Below are 19,258 nucleotides of genomic sequence, written 5' to 3'. Positions count from 1 at the left end.
TTTTAAGCTAATATAGCAATCTATCGCCGCCCAAACCACGCTATGATTGTGCATGCAGAGGAGTGCACATGTTCAATAAGCATCAATCCCAATCTCAAAAAATGGGTTTCGCGACCCGTGCAATTCATCACGGATATGATCCAGCAGGAGCGGAAGGCGCACTTACGCCTCCTTTGCATCTGACATCGACCTTCGTATTTGAAAGCGCCCAAGAAGGCGGTGAGATGTTCGCTGGAGAAAGAGAAGGACACTTCTACTCTCGCATCTCAAATCCAACCACAGCTCTATTGGAGCAACGAATTGCGACACTGGAGAATGGAGAAGCTGCTCTGGCCACGGCCTCCGGTATGGGCGCGATTACGTCGACATTATGGACGTTTCTGGAACCGGGCGATGAACTGATCACCGACAAAACCTTATACGGCTGTACGTTCGCATTCATGCGCCATGGCCTTGGAAGGTTTGGAATCACGATCACACACGTCGATATGACGGACCCCGAAGAGCTTGCTCAAGCTATCTCATCCAAAACCAAAATCGTGTATTTTGAGACACCTGCCAATCCCAATATGCGGCTTGTCGATATTGCCGCAATTTCGGCAATAGCAAAGCAGGCAGGTGCCCGCTGCGTCGTCGATAATACCTATGCTACACCAGTCATTACCCGCCCTCTTGAACTGGGCGCGGATATTGTCGTCCATTCAGCAACCAAATATCTGGGAGGGCACGGTGATGTGGTCGCCGGACTTGTTATCGGCAGCGCTGACGATGTTTCAGAAATCCGCTTGGTGGGCATGAAAGATATGACCGGCGCGGTTATGTCACCGTTCAACGCCATGTTGGTATTGCGAGGATTGAAAACCCTGCAAATACGAATGCAGCAACACACTGAATCGGCTAAGGTAATTGCTACTTATCTGCACACTCATGACGCTGTTTCGCAAGTGTTCTATCCAGGTCTTCCCACTTTCTCTCAGCACAATCTGGCAAGTAGGCAAATGGACCAGTTCGGCGGAATGATCGCTATTACACTGGATGGCGGCTATGATGCCGGACTAGCTTTGATGAATGGACTAAATCTCATCCAGCGCGCCGTATCGCTGGGAGATACTGAAACTCTGATTCAGCATCCAGCAAGCATGACACATTCCACCTACTCGCCTCAGGAGCGCCATGATCACGGCATTGATGACGGACTTGTTCGGATCTCCATCGGTCTAGAAGACGAAGATGACCTGTTACATGACTTGGAATCGGCACTTGAATCGCCTCGTTAAGCTCTGTCCCTAAATGGCTTTAGCCAAAAGGGGGTACTGTTGGTCTAACGCGAAATCGTCGCTGCAAGATGTAGAGCGCCTTACCCTCGCCACTCAATCCGCCAAGGGGGAGTTCGCCTTACAATGCCAATCGCTGATCGCTCTTGCCGGCCCTGGCCCACAAAGAACCACACAATCCAAACATGTAGCCCGCCGCCTTTGATTGACTTGCTTTGGCCTACGAGAAGGCCTTCAAAAACTCACGGTTTGTCGGCAGGTTTTCTTGTAATCTCGCACTCAATCGTTGGGATTCTGCCAATGGGCCGGTCTCTTGATTGATCAGCTCCTTGCGCCGACGAAACGAGGCGATGCGGCTCGCGAGACTGTCCGGTATATCAAGGCTTTGGCGATCTTGCCAAAATGGCGTGTCATCACGCTGTGTGGCGATGTAGTGCAAGATAATGAAATCCCGAATGCTATCAAACTCTTCGACAAATTCTCGATTAAAATGACCGGCGAGTGCCGGTGACGATTTCTGGAACGGGAACATTTTGATCAACCGCGTTGCAACGATCTGAATCAGATGGATCGAGGTCGATTCGAGCGGTTCAAGAAAGCCGGAAGACAGGCCCACAGCGATACAATTCTTCTCCCAAATGCGCTCAAGCCGCCCCGTGTTGAACTTTATGAAATTCGGATCAGTCCGGGTCGGGCCATCGAGATTGTTCATCAGAATCTCGTACGCTGCATCCTGCTCCATATAGGCGCTGGAGTAGACATGACCATTGCCGACGCGATGTTGCAGCGGGATACGCCATTGCCACCCGGCCTGATGCGCAATGGCGCGGGTATAGGGCAGGATATCGCCGGTGGATTCCGTTTGAACGGCGATCGCCCGGTCCATCGGCAACCAATGGCCGAAATCGACAAATTTCACACCCAGCGCCTGCCCGATCAGCAAGGCACGAAAGCCAGTGCAATCGATAAACAGATCGCCTTCGATCACTCGCCCATCTTGCAGTCGCAAACTGGCAATATCGCCCTTTTCAGGGTTAAGTGTAACGTCTTCGATCAGTCCTTCAGTGCGCGTGACGCCCTGCGCCTCGCTGCGTTTGCGCAGATATTTCGCATACAGGCTGGAATCGAGATGATAGGCGTAATTCAGCGAGGATTTGTCTGATGTGGCAAACTTTCCTGCCTCAGCAGCTTGAAGTTGAAGAAGCAGCATCACCCCTGACCTGCCACGCCACGCCACTCTGACATGACACGGACCAGATAGTCCGTTATCGACCCAGAATCGGAATCGACAGTCTCACTACGGTATGATCCTAGTGTGGAATTCGCCGTTTTCGCCGAATGGGTCGACGCCTTCGGGCAGGCGCTTGATCAGTTCGGCATCGAAGCGATCACCAATCGCGATACCGGGCAAATCTGCGGCGATGGCGCTGATGCGGCATTCGGCACCTGAAGCGGTCAGGTCTTCCATGAGTGAGGCGTAGTCCGCGTTCCAGAGCGGAAGCTCGAGCGTCATGGACTTGGTTCGCTCACGCGCTGCAAAGGCGTCCTCACGCCAGCTCCTGATATACTCCAGATGCAAATCGCCAAAGCAAAGAGCCTTGCTATTGGGCACTAGATCCAACGCGGGCAGCAGCTGTTCCACATAATCCGGCCCAGAGTGCAGCGGCACTCCGATCAGCGGCACATCCAACCTTGTGGCCTGCTCCACCACATCATCAATGGGGAATTCCTGATGCGCGATAATCCGACTACGCGCGTCGAATGTGGTAAGTAGTGTAAGGCTGAATCGCTGCTCACGCTCCAGGGCCCGATATGCGAGAAAGCTGTCCTTGCCTCCGCTCCAGAACAAGACAGCAGTTTCTCGGGAGGGGTCGGGCCGCGCTTGAGTAAGCCAAGCCGCTTGCTGGATACGCTTGGCACGTTGGGACAAACCGACGCTTTCATGTCCAAACGGGCAATGCCTGCACCCGGCGCCGCAGCACCTGTCCCTCTCAAGCAGCCCATGACGTGTGAACACCATGAAACCCGTTTCCGGATCGGTGTAGCTCTTCTCGCCGCGCTTGCAGGCGTCCTCATGCAGGGCCCAATAATTCATATCAGGCAAGTTCCACAAATTCCGCAATTGCTTCGCTGAGCATTCTCAGGCTGGGCAGTAAGGCTGGGCTGGGGCGGCTAAAGTGCAGGTGGCCGTCGAGATGAATGACAGGCACTTCGAGCGGAATTGTGTCACTTTGCGCGCGTGAGGCATCAAAGCCGCAGGCAGCGGCAATAATGAGATCGGGCTGCGCTGCTTCAACTTCTTCCCAGCTGACTTTAAACGATGGCTCTCCGGCCCTGCCAAGGATATTGGTCAGCCCTAGCAGCTCGACCATCTCGGGCACCCAGTGGCCCGAGATGAAAGGTGGATCGAGCCAATCTAGGAAAGCAACCTTAAGCTCGGTTTGGGCTTGGGCGCCTCGGTATTCCTCCAAGGTGCGATACCATTGCTTAATCAATGCCGCCGCTTCCCGCTCGCGGCCAATCGCTTCGCCGACTTGCTCAAAGCAAACCGGCACATCCGCGAGGCCATAGGGCGAGAGATCAACCAGCTTGGGCCTACTCGAAAGCGCAAGCACCCCTTCACGGACATCCCCCGAAGGCACCGCACATACATCACATAGCGACTGGCTGATGACCACATCCGGTGCAAGGTGTTCGAGCGTATCTATATCCAGTTGATACAGGGGCCGATTGGCGGTGGACACCTGTCGATCAATCTCAGCGGCCGACGCCGAAGTGTCGAGCCATGTACTGGTGAGCTTTGGCAAATGTTGCCAATCGCCCGAGCAACTGTGGCTTACACCGATCAGATCATCCTTCGCGCCAAGAGCAACGGCGATATCAGTCGCGCTGGGCAGCAAAGAGACGACGCGCATCGCTCGCTCCTATCAAGGCAATCAGGCCGAATGCGATTCCGCCGTAAACCGCATTGGCGAGAATGCCGCGCAAAAGAAACGGCAGGGCGTTCACATAACAGGTGATCCAGCCTTCCAGTGTATTCGGATAATAGCCCATCACCATGGGGGTGAGATTGGATAGAAGGTAGAAGACTACTGCACTGATCACGGCGGCCATCGCCACCGAACGCACTTTGATCGCCGATAGAACGGGGCTGACAAACAAAGCCGCTGCCAAGTGTCCCAAATAGACGAAACTCATCGCCAGCAGGCTATAAAAACCGTTCATGGCATCGACGATAAGTACAGTCGCCAGAACCGGTATCATTACAAGCTTTCTGGGCAGGTAAGAGGCAGCGAGCATTCCGATTGCCCCGACCGTCGAAACACCCATTGGATGAGGCAACGCATGTGACGCGACCCCCGCAAACATAACCATCATGGCGATAAAACCATGCCGTGCATGATCGCTCATCATTCGATCTCCACTGGCCGCTAGTCCCCGAGCGGTGGATGCTGAATTCGAGAGGCAGGTCTTCGGACTTACGAGTATCGATTAGCGACGCCTTCCCATCCCAGGGCCATTCCCGGGCACAGTGGCATATGTCGCCAATCACTCGATCACCGCTGCGAGGTCAGCACCGGATTTACACCGGTTTCCCGTTAGCCAGCTCGAATGTGCTCTTTGAGCACGATTTCTTCATAGCGTTTCTGAACAACAATTGAAGAGCGTAGCTTGTAAATGTGACTGGGGCGGATAGGCAACGTTCTGATTATTTTTCGCCATAACTCGACATTCCGCTCACAGCCGACAGAACAACCATTCAAGCTGGCATCGGAGTATGCGTACTCTTGCTCTTGCGCGAAGGATTGGTAGGCTCTTACGATTGGAACGTTCAGGCGCACAGCGCCCTTATCTCTGGGAGACAACAGATGCTCAATACACTCAAGTGGGCAACAGCCGCTTCGTTGCTGGCGCTGAGCGCACCCGCCCTTTCGAATGAGGAGCGCACTGAACAGTCTACGGTTGAGCGCGAAAACGAGACATACAATGCGCAGCAGTTCTTCGATTCCACGTCCTTTGGCCTTGGCTCTTCGGGCGGACATGTGTTCACATCTGATGGCGCGAATGTCTTGATCAATTCGGATAGTTCAGGCGTGTTCAACGCCTATCTGCTGCCTGTGTCGGGCGGTGAACCGGTAGCGCTTACCAATTCAACCACAAACGCGATTTTCGCGAGCTCGCTGTTTCCGAACGATAATCGCGTGATTTACAGTTCGGACAGTGGCGGTAACGAGCTGAACCACGTCTATCTCCGCGAGCTTGATGGTACGGTGCGTGATCTCACTCCAGGTGAAGGCCTTACTGCAAGCTTTGCCGGATGGAGCGGAGACGACACCTCCTTCTACATCGCCACGAATGAGCGCGACCCACAGGCCTTCGATGTCTACGTCTATGACGCGGATGATTACTCGCGTGAACTGCTGTTTGAGAATCCGGGTAACTTCTTTCCTGGTGGCGTATCGGATGATGGGCGCTGGATGGTCCTGTCACGCAACAATTCGAGCGCAGATAGCGACCTGTTTCTGGTCGATTTGGCAGCGGGCACCGAGCCGAAGTTGATCACCGAACACGAGGGCAATATCAGCTATGGCAGCTATGGCTTTACCCGCGACAGCTCGAAACTGACCTTCGCAACCAACGAGCATGGCGAATTCAATCAAGCATGGACTTATGATCTGACAAGTGGGGAAACTGCACCGTATCTAAAAGCAGATTGGGATGTCAGCTTCGTCAGCTATTCGCGCTCGGGTCGCTACCGGGTTAGCGCGGTGAATGCTGATGCTCTCACGCAATTGACTCTTCTTGATCAAACGACGGGTCGTGAGGTTGAGCTCAGTGGGATTCCCGAAGGCAATTTAGGCAGCATCCGCTTTAACGAAGCAGAAAGCCAGATCGCATTTACCGTATCATCGGATACATCGCCTTCTGATCTCTATGTCGCTGACTTGGCCTCAGGCCAAACGAAGCGTCTGACCAGCGCGCTGAACCCGGCGATTGACGAAGCAGACCTCGTCACCGCTTCGATCGGACGATTTGAGAGTTATGACGGGGTTGAAATTCCTGGTGTGCTCTATCGTCCAAACGGCGCAAGCGCGGATAATCCGGCCCCGGCTATCGTCTGGGTTCATGGCGGTCCTGGCGGCCAGAGTCGGCGTGGATATAACCCCACGATTCAGCATTTGGTGAACAACGGCTATGCCGTTTATGCGATCAACAATCGTGGTTCGTCGGGCTATGGCAAAACCTTCTTCCACATGGATGATAAGCGCCATGGCGAGGCCGATTTAGGCGATGTCGTCGCCTCCAAGGATTATCTTCAGGACAAGGACTGGATTGCAGATGATCGCATTGCGATCATGGGCGGATCTTACGGCGGTTACATGGTTGCCGCCGCACTGGCCTTTGAACCGGAAGTATTCGACGCTGGGGTAAACATTTTTGGCGTAACCAATTGGGTCCGCACTATTAAGTCAATCCCGCCATGGTGGGGCGCTAACCGCAAGGCTTTGTTGGATGAATTGGGAGATCCAGAGACAGATGAGGAGCGCCTGCGGAAAATCTCACCACTGTTCCATGCCTCCAATATCGTAAAGCCGATGCTTGTCGTGCAGGGGGCGAATGATCCGCGGGTTCTGCAGGTTGAAAGCGACGAGTTGGTTGCTGCGGTTAAAGCGAATGGCGTTGACGTAGAGTACGTGCTTTTCGAGGATGAAGGCCATGGTTTCCGCAAGAAGGAAAACCGCGTCGAAGCCTCCGAAGCCTATCTCAACTTTCTGGATCAGCATATCGGGCGCTGATTGCGAGCAATGTGCGAGCGAACGCGGACCTACGTCACCACAAACAGACGGATCACTTGCGGCGATAAGTTGAAATACCGAAGCAAGCTAGCTGTTTCGTAAGTCGTGCCATCGCTCGGCCACACTCGTTCAACCTAAGCTTTCCATCAGGTGCACTTGCTCTGACGATACCTGCTTCGTGGTGCGTTTACATAATCTGGTGTTCGAATATAGGTTATGCGGGCTGTATGACGATTGTGACCATTCATGAGAACCGCATCGATGGCCGCGACTAACAACGTGGACCGAGTCACAATTCTTGTCCCAGTGCTAAACGAACAACTCGCACTGCCTGCGACATTGGATCGTCTTTGTTCGCTTGATCCTCCAGCAGATGAGATCCTGATCGTCGACGGCGGTAGCACCGACGACTCTGTTCGCTTAGTCCAAGCAGCCGGCTTCAGAGTTTTGACAGCTCCAAAGAGAGGCCGCGCCGCTCAAATTAACTTTGGAGTGGGGGAGGCGAGTTCAGAGATCATCTGTGTGCTGCACGCTGATACCATATTACCTCTCGATGCCGTAACTGTGATACGGACCGCAATGGCGGACGGAAGAACTAGCCTCGCCAGTTTCACGCCACGTATCGCCGGACCGCAAGGCACGCGTTGGGGATCGACCTGCCACAATTGGATTAAGACCTGGTACGTACCTCTGATCACTCGACCGCATTTGTTCATGAGCGGCGTAAGGCTATTGTTTGGCGATCACGCGATGTTTTTCCGAGGAAAGCGATTCCTTGAAGTCGCCGGTTGTGATGAACGATTGGCGGTGATGGAGGAGGCGGATCTTTGCATCAAGCTTGCCCGTTTCGGCAAAGTGCGCATGGTTCCGCGCTGGGTTTGGACGTCTGATCGACGGATCACAAAATGGGGTCGATGGAGAGCCAATTGGATCTATCTAAAGGTTGGATTGATGTGGGCGATGGGCGCACGTGAACGGCTTGGCGAGCACTATCCCGATATTCGTTAGAGATGCTGTTAGTCTACTTTTCCAACCTCGGGGGCTAGGATCAGACAGTCAGCGATCGGCCCAGCAATAGGCGACACCAAGCTCAATCATGCCTGCCTATCTTCGTCGAGCATAAGTAGCAGCTAGCAGGCTAGCTCAAATCAATGGGTCTCGGGCTTCAGGCAAGAAATACCACAAGTCCTGCAACCAATCCTGCGACTGAGAAATAGACGTCGTAAGGATCGTAGACCTGCTCCCCTCCGAGGCTGTGGACCCCAATTTCCTGGCCGATTGCTTGGAAACCTGCACTGAGGAATGCGAGCGCGCATATCCCCGCGGGAAAGTGAGAAACCGGCCAGCAGAACCACCTCTATACCATGCTAAAGTCAGCAGCATCACAAGGACGAGAAAGCTAGCCAAGCTTTCAGCGAAATTGGGAAACGAATATAGAAAAACCTCGAAAGCTGGATCGGGGAAACGCTTGTGCCAGCTGCGGTCGCAGCTGCTTAAGAACAACGAAAATGGCAATCGTCACAGTCTGAACGATTACGAGGGGTCGAAAATGCCTTACCACGACCGATCGCCCTAGTTTGCCGTCGGCCTTAGATTTTCGATGGCTTGCGTACTCACCCATTTGATATCAGCGTCTCCGTCGCCTCCTACTTCATCCTTTCCGAAGAAGAGGTACTTTCCGTCGGGAGAGATAGTTGGAACTCTATCGCTGGCAGTTGAATTGATGTCGTTACCTAGATCGATCGGCTTGTTCCATGAGCCGTCACTTGCCTTAAATGAAACTAGATATCGTTGTCGTTTCGGCCTTCGTCTTCCTGGTGCCGGGCATTCAGTGCGATATAATCCTGCGATGATGCCATGAAAGCATGAACGCCGAACTCTAGCCCGACGGGCTCAATTTTCGAAAAGTCATTACCTTCATTAGATGCATAGAAGTTTTGGAAACTCGATAGACTGAGGTAAAATATGTCACCGCCCATGGATTGATTGGGGAAGAAGATCTGATCTTCGTTGATTGGTGAATCAAGTAACTTGGCTTCACTCCCTTCAGTGCCGATCGAATGATAGACAAAGAGCTTCAATTGGGGCTTGCTCTCCAGCATCTTGCGCACTCGATCATGAAGGTCACTGTCATTTGGAGCGCTACTGATGATGATAGCTGCGTCGAATAATTCCGGCTTTCGCGTTAGAGCATCGGTGGCGAAGCGACTAAAACGTGACCATCCAGCGAAGATAACGTTCCCATCAACGCGATATTCTTCACGCAGAAACGGAAGCACTGCATCTTCGATATGCGCCAGAGTCTTGTTGGCGTTTTCGCTCGCGTGTTCGTCGCCTACTTCAGCAGAGCCATCAAAGTAGTCAAGCGACGCAAGAATGATGTTATGCTGACCTTCGCCGGCGTTGAACTCGTCCACTACTTCCCGCGTCCATTCATAGCTTTCCTGATCAAACGCAAAGTGGAGGAGCAGGGCATACCTACCCTCATTTGCGGCATCATAGCCTTCAGGAAGTGTGACTGTAACGTGCCAGGGCGTGCCCCAATGTATCGACTCGATAGCAATGCGCATCTGACGCGCATCGGATGGCTTCAGAGAAAAGTCACTTGAGCATGCTGACATCAAAACCGCGAACATCGTAATGAGCAGAACACGCAAACTTCGAAGAGCGCAGATAACTAGCGAAGATCGGGAAATCATCGCAGTATAGGACCCCAGATTTTGCGGCATTCCTTTGGCCTTTCTTTGTATTGAAGCCGCGCCGCAGGCTTCGCGAGCAAATCATTGCGACCATCGCCCACTGCGACACAACGGTTGGCATCTCAGTCCACGAAAGCTGGCACGATCCTTTCTGCTGCCATCTGCAATGCTGTTGGCTCTCGCATGCCTGCTGTTGTCACAACGACCAGATCAAGCTCCTCAATCAGAATGATGAACTGCCCACCGCACCCTTGGGCCGATGTCGCCAAATAAGTTCTGTCGCCAACTTTCAGGTCGCCGCTCCACCAGAGGTAGCCATACCCCTGGCCAGAGACATCCTTACCGCCACCAAAGATGCGATCATCACCGTTATAGAGAATTCTGCTGGTTGCTTTGGAGATATAAGCTTCTGGGATCAGCTGCTCTCCGTTCCATTGCCCTTTGCTCATTGCGAGGGTGTCAAACTTGAGCATATCACGCGAAGTGAAACTGGATTTCCAACCTCCTGCTCGCAGGCCGCCCAGACCGATACGCCACTCGTAACCGGCGATGCCCATTTTCTGGAGGAGTTCGGTTTTGACGAAACTCTCGGCACTGCCGGGAACAACGGCATCAATAACCTGCATGACGATCATGCTGCTGTAGTTCCCGTAAGTAAACTCGGTCAGCACCTCATCGGTTATCGGATCGCTTTGCTCGAGTACGGACTGCACCAGTTTTTGCCCATCAATTAGGTCACGATATCGCTCAAATTACTCTACCTTTTCAGCTTTGAGCGAATACCGGAGCGCATGGTCAGTGCTTGGTGTAACCTGACCTTGTCCGCGCCTTCTACAAGGTCGGACCGATCAATATCGTTGAGGAAGCTGATCATGGGTTTGTGTAGATCGTCCATGGTCAGATAGCCTAGCTGAATCGCACGTCCGAGAGCCAACCCCGTGTAAGTTTTCGTGTCTGATGCCTGCGGATGGCTAAGGTTAACCCGGCTCCGCTGATAATAGGATTCAAACAGCAGCTTGCCTTGTTGAGATATGAGCAAACTGTCGACTGCACCGTGCTGACCGTGGGACAGTTCCTCCGCCAGTCCAACGATCATCTCTTTGTTGCCGCCATTGACACCCAATTCGCCGACGGCGGCGCCGTCGTCTCTGTCCTCAGGAGCAACGTCGAAAAAGCCGCTGCCGAGTACTGGCACCTCTCGGATGTCTAATAGATCGCTGTCTGCCTCAATTGGCCACGCTGTTGAAACATAGTCCACATTGGGATCGCCCCAGTGCTTGGCCTCTTGCGCGACCTCTTCTGCTAAAGCAGCTTGAGATGCGATGGTACCCGCTATCAAAGGTGCGGTCAGGAGAGCGATAAGATATCGCATACGCGTCATAACTTATCCTTTGAATGGCATCAAACCTTGCTCTGAGATGCGAAGGCTAAATCTGATGAGGTCACCAACCAAAGTCCGCGATCTGTTCTTTCAGTTCATCGGGGTCTTCACCCGAAATCCCGAAGTGCATCCTCACGATGACGCTCTTGAGTGATTTGGGTTGTGGCTCGGCCCTCCATTGCAGGAGCGCGTTTGCGGCTTCAGCTTCAAAACAGCGGTTGGTAGAAACGAAAACTTACAGATTATGGACGCTTCCGTTCCGGCGAACATCGTGCTGCAAAAGCAGAAAGAGCAAGGTGAGTTCGCCATCATTGTGCTGCAAGTGAGCGCGCTCGTGCCGTATCAATGCGGGGTTGGCCTCCATTCCTTCGGGGATGACAACCGCTCTCTTGGGCCAAGACAATGTTAACGGGGGGAGCGGCTCAGACGTCGAAAAGACATCGGTTTTTCCTGTCGGTTTCAAAGGTAAACGTTGCAATTGCAACCACCGCCACAAAGTGCGAGCCATCAATACACCAGCACCACAAAGATAGAGCATCAGGAGGCTCGGCAATTAGGGGCCTTCCTGCGATCCCACTTCGGTTCGCAATGCTTCAACTTCGAGGCCCGGTATTTGCGGCAAGATGACATAGTCACTGAATGGAATGGGATAGATTAGTCCAGGCAAGAGGCTTACCCAAATTAGCATTGCCCAAGCACTTGGACCGGGAAAGCGCGAGCCTGTCCCTTGATCACCATCGCGCTGGAGATACCAGGCACCGACAGCAACGATGAGGCTCCACAAATGGACGAGGCCTAACGCCTCAATCATCATTATCGCTCCCGTTGAGAAAGTCGTCTAATTCCAACCACTCTTCTTCCGTCAGCACTTTGCTGTCGTGAAAGGCTGCAGTTGGCAGCGGCCCATCAATCTCCAATACTGTAGCGAAAAACTCGCGCATAACGCCGGACAATGTCCGAGCCTTGCTTTCGCAAGGAGAAAAAACGCGAACCCCATGCTTCGAACTCTGCTTTAACAGGGCCTTATCGCACATCCGCGACAGAGTGGTCCGCGTCGTTGAGAATGACCAATCCATCTTCGGGCCAACTTTCTCCTGAATTTCTCGAGCCGACAAAGGCGCTTCGGCCCAAAGGATCTTTAGAATCGCGAGTTCGGATTTGCTGGGCTGTGACATAAGTCAGCATATATGTTACACATGTAACACGAATCAAGGCTACGTTGTCCGCTTGTTCATTCGCTACTGCCGTCAAACTGTTACTAGCGGTGCTCTTGTCCCGAATGACGGCTCGAACTGGACCGAAAGCGGATTGTCGGGATGGTATCGTAGAGTATTGCAAAGCGGTCATCTAGTACACAGGCCAATTTCGGCTACTGGACTTCAGCCGAACCTCCGCAGGCTCAGATGTTAGACATCTGTCCAACAAAATTGTAATTTTGCGGCAATCCGATGCCTTCGGGAAATTTCAACAAGACAAAGAACGGCAATGCAGCTCTCTATCATTCGTCGGAGGGCACGTGCAATAGGCTGACACGATCTCGCAGCTCTTGATGTCCTACGCGAAGGTGTGCTGCCCATCGCACAATACCGCCGTCGACTTCGCCAGTCGTTTTCAATATCTCATCGTCGGTGATATCGGTCAGTCGACGCCTGGCCCGGTATTTTCGCATCAATTCATACATTGATGTACGAGACACATTCAGGGATTGAGCGGCTTTCTTGATGATCCAATCAGAATCATTCAGCGCGCTGAACATCATCGATTTAGTGACATCAGCAGGTTTGCGATAGGCCCTTCTTGGTGCCTTGGATCTGGGTCTTTGATCATTTTGGGTGATCAGCGCCGACTCCATTTTAGAAGCGGTCCGGAGCGGAATGGCTGTTTCGCCAAGGCTTAGTTTTTGGACGGCATTGCGAAGCTCACGGACATTGCCGGGCCAATGATGAAGACTGAACGAGAGTGCGTTGCTATAGGCAAATGGGGTAGGTCCCACTAGCGCTGTATGTTCTTGTCCTTTCATCATGAAGTGGTCCACGAGCAAGCCTACGTCGATCCGGCGCTTCCTCAACGGGGGCACCTCGATAGAGAACCCTTCAAGACGCCGAAACAAAGGTTGATTGAATGCAGATTTCTCAGCGTTGACGATGTCAAGTTGATCCGTGGCGGCCAAAATTCTTACGTCGACGAGCTTGGATTTCTCATCGCCCAATCGTTTAACTTTGCAATCCTCCAGTACGCGCAAGAGCATTGGTTGGACCTCGATAGGCGTCGCTCCCACCTCGTCTAGAAACAAAGTGCCTCGGTCCGCTTGTTCAAACAATCCCGCTTTGTCCGCTGATGCATCAGTGAATGCGCCGCGCCGAACGCCAAACAGCTCAGCCGCCGCTAGTGACGGCATAACCGCAGACATGTTCACGCTGACCAGCCGGTTACTTGAACGCCTGCTGGATTGATGAATCGCTTGAGCGATAAGCTCCTTGCCTGTGCCAGTCTCGCCCAGAATAAGAGCGGATACATCTGTTTGCGCGACCAGTGCGATCTTTGAACGAACAGTCGATATCGCGTGACTAATGCCGACCAAGTCATGTTGATCGTTCGCCTTGTGCTGCGTCACGGCCCGGCGAAATAGCGCTAGCAAGACAGTATTCGCCAACCCAATTACGATTTCGTCTCCCAACTCAGTCATGTCGAAGACGGCCGGTTCTTCGACCAATCTGCCATTGATGGTCAGGTGGGGGAACTTCCCGTTTGGAATGAATTTAAATTGCGTGCCGCCCATTTGCTCGATGCGAACAGGCGATCGAGAGAGGTGTGGATCGAGCAAGGGCCTCGCTTCTTGAAAGGGGCTCTTGCCAAACATGGGAACCAACCGAGAAAGCGCCGCTGTACCCTGACGGTCGAACTCCAATTGAGCAAATTCGCCAATTCGCTCACGAATAGGGTGATGAACTATTCCCAAGCACAATTTTGAGACATCCAGACGCAATGCATCAGAATCTGATGGGCCAGCGACTATTGTCTCAATGTCAAGACATCTCTTTTCATTCTCCATCAATTTAACTTCACCATCTTAGTTCCTTGTGCTCTGTTGGGTTATATAACGTATTTGAATTTATTGGGTGAAGATTAATTTGTGCCGGAAGACTGCAATCCAGAGCGGCCAGTTGGGGTGACTCAATATCTAGGAAGATATTTGATTTTGTCCGAACTGGGCGATGGTGCGCATGGAAGCGTCTCAAAGGCCTATGACGCAAAACTTGAACGCGCCGTCGCAATAAAGAGGCTTAAGGTAGCAAGTGTAGATCACAATCGGGTCGAGAAGGAAGCGAGAAGTCTTGCAAGACTGTCTCACCCCCACATCGTTTCTATCTATGAATTTTTGGAATTCGACGGAGTTTCCTATCTGATACTTGAGTATGCAGATGGACCGTGCCTGTCCGAATTGTTGAATGACGGGGCGCTGGAAGTCTCAAAACTAATCGGAATGACTGCCGAGCTGAGCACCGCACTGGCATATTCGCACAAGCATGGCGTGCTCCACGGAGATCTGAAACCGGCGAACATTATTCTTGCTCGAGATATTGGGGTCAAACTCGTTGATTTTGGACTTTCAAAGCTCCGCGGCCATATTGATCCCGCATCGACAATCGCACCGAACTCTGACGGGACAGAACCGCTTGAAGGCACACTTGCCTATTCCGCTCCAGAAGTAGTGATGGGTGCGGCATATGATGCACGATCCGACATATTCGCATTGGGCTGCACACTCTTCGAGGCCTTGACCGGCAGACGTGCATTTTCTGCATCGACCGGTGCCGCGACGCTCAATGCTATTCTGAATTCACAGCCAAAGATTCCAAGAGATGTGCGCCGCAACGCTCCAGATTGGTTCACCAATCTGGTCTTGGACATGCTTGAGAAACGGCCAGAGCGGCGCATCGGCACGATGGACGACGTGTTAGAAGTATTCGCAAGTAACGCGACAAAGGAAGGTGGGCTGCCGATTGTATCCGGGCCTCTACGTAAGCAGAGCCTATCAAGCCGTATCTTCTCGAACTGGCGTTATCTGGCCCCAGCTCTGCTGGCAGTAGGAGTAACCGGGATTGTCCTGAGCGATACCGAGCGCGCCGCATCGCCGCCGTTTTCAATCAGCGAACGAATGGATGCTGCGTTTGCGCATATTCTCAATTTCACCGAAGCTGGTTCAATTGACCAAGCGAAGACAATTTACAGTTCCATTCTAAGCGAGAATCCGAAGCATGCCGGAGCCACTGCGGGCTTGGCGATAAGTTTGATTAGGGAGTACACAAGCCAGGAATCTGACCCAGCGACTTTGCGGAGAGCAACGTCTCTAGCAAATGTAGCGATTGAGGAAGATCCGCACTTGGCTCTTTCTCACATTGCCGCAGGTTGGGCGGCCGAATTCAACGGTGATCTTAGCGGCGCCTTGCAACACTATTCGAACGCTGAAACGCTCGGTCGCGACAATATCCTCTATGTCGAAGGCAGAGCGAGAAGCCTCAAGAAAATGGGCCAGTTTCAAAAGGCACAAGCTGAACTCGAACTCGGGCTTGAGACCTTCCCTGACAGTTCAAGTTTGCTGAACGAGCTTGGCGATGTTTTGATCCGCCGTGCGGCCTATTCTGAGGCGGAGCAAGTCTTCAGACGATCCATTTCTCTCGATCCAGACAACCCGTTTGGCTACGTCAACACCGCCCAAGCGCTCCATTTGCTAGGGCGAACGGATGCGGCGATCAAGGTTGTTCAGGAAGGCCTAGAGATCGGCGCAGATAAGAATCTGTACAACAACCTTGGCACCTACCTCTATTTCGAGGGACGGTATGAGGAGGCTGCGAGCGCGTTCGAGCGCGTACTCGAACTGGAGGGCAACAGCCACGGCTACCTCTACTGGGCTAATCTGGCTGATGCCTATCGCCAAGTTCCATCCAAGCAAGCTGACGCAAATCGTGCCTATCGCAGGGCGATTCAGATCATATTGTCAGAAACCATCAGGCAAGAAGAATCTCTGCGGATCTATAGTCGGTTGGCGCTGTATGCTGCCAAGTCCGGAGACGAGGAGCTGGCACTGTCCAATCTCGATCTCATCTTGGGAAAGCTGGATGGACGACCCGCTGAACTCTATCGCGTGGCAATGACTTGGGAAATCTTGGGCCGCCAGGATGAGGCATTTGAGATGCTGCAACAAGCCGTCGCACTTGGCTATCCGAAGAGCGAAATTGAGAATGAGCCGGAGTTTGCTTTACTGCGGCAAGGCCTTGAATATCAGATGCTTATATTGGAGTGGGAAACAGAATGACGAAGAAACAGAAACAATACTTTGCGCTTGAACTTATGTTCGACGTGAGCCAGGTCACCAAGGCGCTTAACTACAAGTTCTCAGGCGAAAATGGTTCCATTTTCCAGGAAAGCGGCTTGTGCGCTGGCTGCTTCCATTTTGGCGACGGAGGCATATTGGAAATCACCGTCACTGGCATTGGACGGGTAAGTGAGGACTTTAGCTATAAGATCAACAACCTGACAATCGCGTCTCTTCCGACCTCGCCGATCCCGGCCAAACATCTGTCACCTTTTGACAAAAAACGCGCCTGTGTTTCTGTCGACAAATGGGGACCGTTCAAACAAACTGATAAAGATCTCACCATGATCTCAACCCGTGCGGCGTTCCCGCTCAAGATTGCAAAGTCAAACGGCCAGTGGGAGATTTCAGGATACCTTTCCGTCACAATCAAGCGGCGTAACAAAAAGGGCAAGATGGTCAAGGAAACGCGCCTGTTCTTCTTTGATCCCGAGGGAACAACTGGCTCTGGCGGAGACATCGTCGGTTAGTCCGGTCGCTCGCGGCGACAAGCAAAGCGTATGCGCTTGCCAATTGGACGTGTCGGACACGCATTTTGAGTGTGTCCGACACGGGCCGACACCAACTACGAACTACTCAAGTCATTGAAGTTAAATATAATAGAGTTTGGCATCCTTCGTGCAGAGCTTTCGGTGCGGCCATCCTGGCTGCTCTGAACCATCTGAATGGAGGACATAGTTATGTCTGCTGCAAACGACGCAATGAAGGCGCTTACCGAACAATGGTATAACGCCCTGACCCAAGGTCTTGGTCTCGACCAGGCCCATTTCCAACTCGCTCAAGGTGCGACCGCTCTTGGCACCACCGACGACGCAATCTGGAATATTCTTGATCTCGATCCCGCCTGTATCAGTGAACAATTACTTCAACCCGGCTCAACACAACAGCCTCTCCACAACCTACGGCGCGGTAATCAATAATCTCGTCCCGCAGGGCGAGGCCGGGATGCAGACCTTGCTCAAGAACAAATTTTTGAGCTGGACCAAATTTGCGAACGATCCCGCCAATCTACCGAAGCCGATGCCTAAGACTGCTTCAGGCGGGCTGGATTTTGTCCAGGCCCAGAAGGATCAGTTTCAGCAATGGTGTTTGCTAAATGCGATCGATACAGCGACGATGAACAACGGCATCACTCAGATCGACCAACTCGATGTCATATCCGTTGCGATCGCAAGCTGGCGGGCTGCAAATGGCGTCTATGCCTACACCGCCAATCAGGCCTCTCTTACGCAGGCGGTGAACCAGGGGCAGGCCAAATCTGTTGCACTCGACAGTGCAACAACCTCGACCGACACCACCCATTCTTGGGCTAAAGTCAGTGCGTCAGGCCTGTTCGACTTCTTCTCCGCAGGTGGCAGCGGAAGCTGGGACAAATTCACCGAAGAGCTTCACAGCAAGGGCGTCGACATGAAGGTTGAATACGCCTCTGTCGCGCAGGTTAGCGGTGGTCCCTACGCAAAAGAAGCACCCAACAATCCCGACCTCGCCGATTGTGTCCCGTGGTTCAACACCGCGGCGCTGAAGACCGCGCAGGCGAACAACAACAACAAGGTCTGGAAACATGCGGCCCCGACCTGGGATCAGACCTTTGGTCCGAACGGCAACCTCAAACGCCTTTCGACCGCACTGATCGTTGTTGATGGAATCAAGTCCACCATGACCTCAAAAGCGTCGGTCGCCAAGGACAGCCAGGAAAGCTTCAAGACCGCCATCAGCGGTGGGTTCTGGCCGTTCTTCAGCATCAGCGGCGAAGGCGGCTGGGAACACGACACGACCTTCAACGATGATGGCACATTTACCGTCACCTCAGAATGCAAAGAGGGCAACCCAACGGTCCTGGGCGTTCTGGTCGACGACGTCGATGATGTCATCGGCGGGGCCTGACCCCCACGCGCTTTGAGCCTGACCTGAGGGCATTCAAAGCGCAAATAGTGATCATGCCCAAGCCTTTGAGCTTGGGCATGATCATCACACCCTCCCACTCGATCCAACCGGTTCTTCCGGTGCCTGGCGAACCAAGAGGCTTCCCGCAATGTCATTCATGCTCACAAACTTTCTTGAAGGTGTACAAAATAGTGCAGATAGCGCATCCGGCGATACAGTATGTGCCGCTGCTGGGCTGCCGATCACCAACGATGCACAGGTAATCCTTCCGACGCGGTCGTGGGATTGGCCGAATGCGAATGCGAACTCGACGCCATACGCCCAATTTCAGTTCGCTGACACAATTCCAAAGTCGATAGCTGGCGGCCAGGAATACGCCGCATCCTCCGACAGTTTTTCAAGTAATTACAAAACTTTCCTGGAGATGATTCCGGTCGACAAGTTTCCTTCGTCGTCAATGTTGCAAACCGCGAAAGAAAATGTTGCCAAACCGACTTTGTCACCGGACGGAACAGCACCGCCAGCCGGGTGGTGCAAGGTGAAACGTTCCGGCGTCTACAGGTGGGCCCCGGTCTGGGAACTGTCCATTTCATCAAGCGATTGGTTCAATAAGGTTCAGTCCGGCGAGATTTCCAATCCAAACTCGTTCACGATCGATCTGACCAGCAGGGCTGAACGAGACACCTATTTGACCTCAGCCAACGGTAGCGCGCTCTTGCCAATGACTTCACCGACAGGTTCGGATTTCGAATCCATCACAATTTCCGCCGATTGTTGGGGCCAGGTTTCGATTCTGCACTGGGTCTTGGTTCAATTCCGCAATGATCAAGTTGGGTAAAACTTTC

At 52.9% G+C, this 19,258-nt stretch carries 18 protein-coding genes and 1 riboswitch; of the genes, 8 read left to right on the top strand and 10 right to left on the bottom strand.

The window, feature by feature from the left end:
• Positions 1 to 68: 68 nt before the first annotated feature.
• Positions 69 to 1,277: a methionine gamma-lyase gene (locus tag AC0V6O_RS05115; RefSeq protein ID WP_486142109.1), complete on the top strand. Its 1,209-nt coding sequence runs from the start codon at positions 69 to 71 to the stop codon at positions 1,275 to 1,277.
• A gap of 217 nt (positions 1,278 to 1,494) precedes the next feature.
• Here AC0V6O_RS05115 and AC0V6O_RS05110 read toward each other — a convergent pair whose 3' ends face one another.
• The 4 genes from AC0V6O_RS05110 to AC0V6O_RS05095 form a co-directional block, all read right to left on the bottom strand.
• A complete protein-coding gene (locus AC0V6O_RS05110; RefSeq protein ID WP_486142107.1) occupies positions 1,495 to 2,484 on the bottom strand; it encodes a tryptophan halogenase family protein in 990 nt (329 codons plus the stop codon).
• An 87-nt stretch (positions 2,485 to 2,571) separates the two neighbouring features.
• Positions 2,572 to 3,369 (bottom strand): Dph6-related ATP pyrophosphatase, encoded by a 798-nt coding sequence (locus AC0V6O_RS05105; protein WP_486142105.1) that lies wholly within the window; start codon positions 3,367 to 3,369, stop codon positions 2,572 to 2,574.
• Between the two features lies 1 nt (position 3,370).
• The gene (locus AC0V6O_RS05100) at positions 3,371 to 4,189 is read right to left on the bottom strand and encodes an ABC transporter substrate-binding protein (protein ID WP_486142103.1); all 819 of its coding nucleotides are present in this window, start codon (positions 4,187 to 4,189) and stop codon (positions 3,371 to 3,373) included.
• Positions 4,155 to 4,688 (bottom strand): DUF6580 family putative transport protein, encoded by a 534-nt coding sequence (locus AC0V6O_RS05095; protein ID WP_486142101.1) that lies wholly within the window; start codon positions 4,686 to 4,688, stop codon positions 4,155 to 4,157. The genes AC0V6O_RS05100 and AC0V6O_RS05095 overlap by 35 nt, the downstream gene beginning before the upstream one ends.
• Positions 4,689 to 4,721: 33 nt before the next feature.
• A riboswitch (cobalamin riboswitch) is annotated at positions 4,722 to 4,916 on the bottom strand.
• A 227-nt stretch (positions 4,917 to 5,143) separates the two neighbouring features.
• On the opposite strand from AC0V6O_RS05095, the gene AC0V6O_RS05090 reads away from it, so the two are divergent.
• Together AC0V6O_RS05090 and AC0V6O_RS05085 are read left to right on the top strand one after the other, a co-directional pair.
• Positions 5,144 to 7,072, top strand: coding sequence for a S9 family peptidase (locus AC0V6O_RS05090; RefSeq protein ID WP_486142100.1), 1,929 nt, complete (start codon positions 5,144 to 5,146; stop codon positions 7,070 to 7,072).
• A gap of 261 nt (positions 7,073 to 7,333) precedes the next feature.
• Positions 7,334 to 8,080: a glycosyltransferase gene (locus AC0V6O_RS05085; RefSeq protein WP_486142098.1), complete on the top strand. Its 747-nt coding sequence runs from the start codon at positions 7,334 to 7,336 to the stop codon at positions 8,078 to 8,080.
• A gap of 773 nt (positions 8,081 to 8,853) precedes the next feature.
• Here AC0V6O_RS05085 and AC0V6O_RS05080 read toward each other — a convergent pair.
• The 6 genes from AC0V6O_RS05080 to AC0V6O_RS05055 all read right to left on the bottom strand — a co-directional run bounded on the left by AC0V6O_RS05080 (position 8,854) and on the right by AC0V6O_RS05055 (position 14,204).
• Complete coding sequence (locus AC0V6O_RS05080) at positions 8,854 to 9,708, bottom strand: alpha/beta hydrolase (protein WP_486142096.1); 855 nt, start codon at positions 9,706 to 9,708, stop codon at positions 8,854 to 8,856.
• Positions 9,709 to 9,893: 185 nt separating this feature from the next.
• A complete protein-coding gene (locus AC0V6O_RS05075; protein WP_486142094.1) occupies positions 9,894 to 10,484 on the bottom strand; it encodes a serine hydrolase domain-containing protein in 591 nt (196 codons plus the stop codon).
• A 44-nt stretch (positions 10,485 to 10,528) separates the two neighbouring features.
• Positions 10,529 to 11,152 carry a hypothetical protein gene (locus tag AC0V6O_RS05070; RefSeq protein WP_486142092.1) on the bottom strand — a complete coding sequence of 208 codons (624 nt, stop codon included), beginning with the start codon at positions 11,150 to 11,152 and terminating at the stop codon, positions 10,529 to 10,531.
• A gap of 553 nt (positions 11,153 to 11,705) precedes the next feature.
• Complete coding sequence (locus AC0V6O_RS05065; RefSeq protein WP_486142090.1) at positions 11,706 to 11,966, bottom strand: hypothetical protein; 261 nt, start codon at positions 11,964 to 11,966, stop codon at positions 11,706 to 11,708.
• On the bottom strand, positions 11,956 to 12,327 hold the full coding sequence (locus AC0V6O_RS05060) for a BlaI/MecI/CopY family transcriptional regulator (protein WP_486142088.1): 372 nt from the start codon (positions 12,325 to 12,327) through the stop codon (positions 11,956 to 11,958). Before AC0V6O_RS05060 ends, AC0V6O_RS05065 begins: the two co-directional genes overlap by 11 nt.
• A 323-nt stretch (positions 12,328 to 12,650) precedes the next feature.
• Positions 12,651 to 14,204, bottom strand: a complete 1,554-nt coding sequence (locus AC0V6O_RS05055; RefSeq protein WP_486145511.1) for a sigma 54-interacting transcriptional regulator — start codon at positions 14,202 to 14,204, stop codon at positions 12,651 to 12,653.
• 141 nt (positions 14,205 to 14,345) lie between these two features.
• On the opposite strand from AC0V6O_RS05055, the gene AC0V6O_RS05050 reads away from it, so the two are divergent.
• The 5 genes from AC0V6O_RS05050 to AC0V6O_RS05030 all read left to right on the top strand — a co-directional run bounded on the left by AC0V6O_RS05050 (position 14,346) and on the right by AC0V6O_RS05030 (position 19,251).
• Complete coding sequence (locus tag AC0V6O_RS05050; RefSeq protein WP_486142086.1) at positions 14,346 to 16,469, top strand: protein kinase domain-containing protein; 2,124 nt, start codon at positions 14,346 to 14,348, stop codon at positions 16,467 to 16,469.
• On the top strand, positions 16,466 to 16,999 hold the full coding sequence (locus AC0V6O_RS05045; RefSeq protein WP_486142084.1) for a hypothetical protein: 534 nt from the start codon (positions 16,466 to 16,468) through the stop codon (positions 16,997 to 16,999). Before AC0V6O_RS05050 ends, AC0V6O_RS05045 begins: the two co-directional genes overlap by 4 nt.
• Before the next feature lie 210 nt (positions 17,000 to 17,209).
• The gene (locus AC0V6O_RS05040; RefSeq protein ID WP_486142082.1) at positions 17,210 to 17,449 is read left to right on the top strand and encodes a hypothetical protein; all 240 of its coding nucleotides are present in this window, start codon (positions 17,210 to 17,212) and stop codon (positions 17,447 to 17,449) included.
• Between the two features lie 100 nt (positions 17,450 to 17,549).
• Positions 17,550 to 18,413, top strand: a complete 864-nt coding sequence (locus tag AC0V6O_RS05035) for a hypothetical protein (protein ID WP_486142080.1) — start codon at positions 17,550 to 17,552, stop codon at positions 18,411 to 18,413.
• A gap of 148 nt (positions 18,414 to 18,561) precedes the next feature.
• Positions 18,562 to 19,251, top strand: coding sequence for a hypothetical protein (locus tag AC0V6O_RS05030; protein WP_486142078.1), 690 nt, complete (start codon positions 18,562 to 18,564; stop codon positions 19,249 to 19,251).
• The last annotated feature ends 7 nt before the right edge of the window (positions 19,252 to 19,258 follow it).

The sequence above is a fragment of the Erythrobacter sp. JB2-19 genome (assembly GCF_057365005.1).
Note: the sequence above shows the minus strand (reverse complement) of the source record. Positions and strands in the feature narration are given on the sequence as shown.

What these genes read in the sequence shown, in the direction of transcription:
- AC0V6O_RS05055 (WP_486145511.1), bottom strand. Translation starts at nt 14,204, where the DNA reads ATGGAGAATGAAAAGAGATGTCTTGACATTGAGACAATAGTCGCTGGC.
- AC0V6O_RS05070 (WP_486142092.1), bottom strand. Translation starts at nt 11,152, where the DNA reads ATGACGCGTATGCGATATCTTATCGCTCTCCTGACCGCACCTTTGATA.
- AC0V6O_RS05035 (WP_486142080.1), top strand. Translation starts at nt 17,550, where the DNA reads ATGCCTAAGACTGCTTCAGGCGGGCTGGATTTTGTCCAGGCCCAGAAG.
- AC0V6O_RS05105 (WP_486142105.1), bottom strand. Translation starts at nt 3,369, where the DNA reads ATGAATTATTGGGCCCTGCATGAGGACGCCTGCAAGCGCGGCGAGAAG.
- AC0V6O_RS05090 (WP_486142100.1), top strand. Translation starts at nt 5,144, where the DNA reads ATGCTCAATACACTCAAGTGGGCAACAGCCGCTTCGTTGCTGGCGCTG.
- AC0V6O_RS05095 (WP_486142101.1), bottom strand. Translation starts at nt 4,688, where the DNA reads ATGATGAGCGATCATGCACGGCATGGTTTTATCGCCATGATGGTTATG.
- AC0V6O_RS05110 (WP_486142107.1), bottom strand. Translation starts at nt 2,484, where the DNA reads ATGCTGCTTCTTCAACTTCAAGCTGCTGAGGCAGGAAAGTTTGCCACA.
- AC0V6O_RS05115 (WP_486142109.1), top strand. Translation starts at nt 69, where the DNA reads ATGTTCAATAAGCATCAATCCCAATCTCAAAAAATGGGTTTCGCGACC.
- AC0V6O_RS05100 (WP_486142103.1), bottom strand. Translation starts at nt 4,189, where the DNA reads ATGCGCGTCGTCTCTTTGCTGCCCAGCGCGACTGATATCGCCGTTGCT.
- AC0V6O_RS05060 (WP_486142088.1), bottom strand. Translation starts at nt 12,327, where the DNA reads ATGTCACAGCCCAGCAAATCCGAACTCGCGATTCTAAAGATCCTTTGG.
- AC0V6O_RS05045 (WP_486142084.1), top strand. Translation starts at nt 16,466, where the DNA reads ATGACGAAGAAACAGAAACAATACTTTGCGCTTGAACTTATGTTCGAC.
- AC0V6O_RS05065 (WP_486142090.1), bottom strand. Translation starts at nt 11,966, where the DNA reads ATGATGATTGAGGCGTTAGGCCTCGTCCATTTGTGGAGCCTCATCGTT.
- AC0V6O_RS05040 (WP_486142082.1), top strand. Translation starts at nt 17,210, where the DNA reads ATGTCTGCTGCAAACGACGCAATGAAGGCGCTTACCGAACAATGGTAT.
- AC0V6O_RS05085 (WP_486142098.1), top strand. Translation starts at nt 7,334, where the DNA reads ATGGCCGCGACTAACAACGTGGACCGAGTCACAATTCTTGTCCCAGTG.
- AC0V6O_RS05030 (WP_486142078.1), top strand. Translation starts at nt 18,562, where the DNA reads ATGTCATTCATGCTCACAAACTTTCTTGAAGGTGTACAAAATAGTGCA.
- AC0V6O_RS05080 (WP_486142096.1), bottom strand. Translation starts at nt 9,708, where the DNA reads ATGTTCGCGGTTTTGATGTCAGCATGCTCAAGTGACTTTTCTCTGAAG.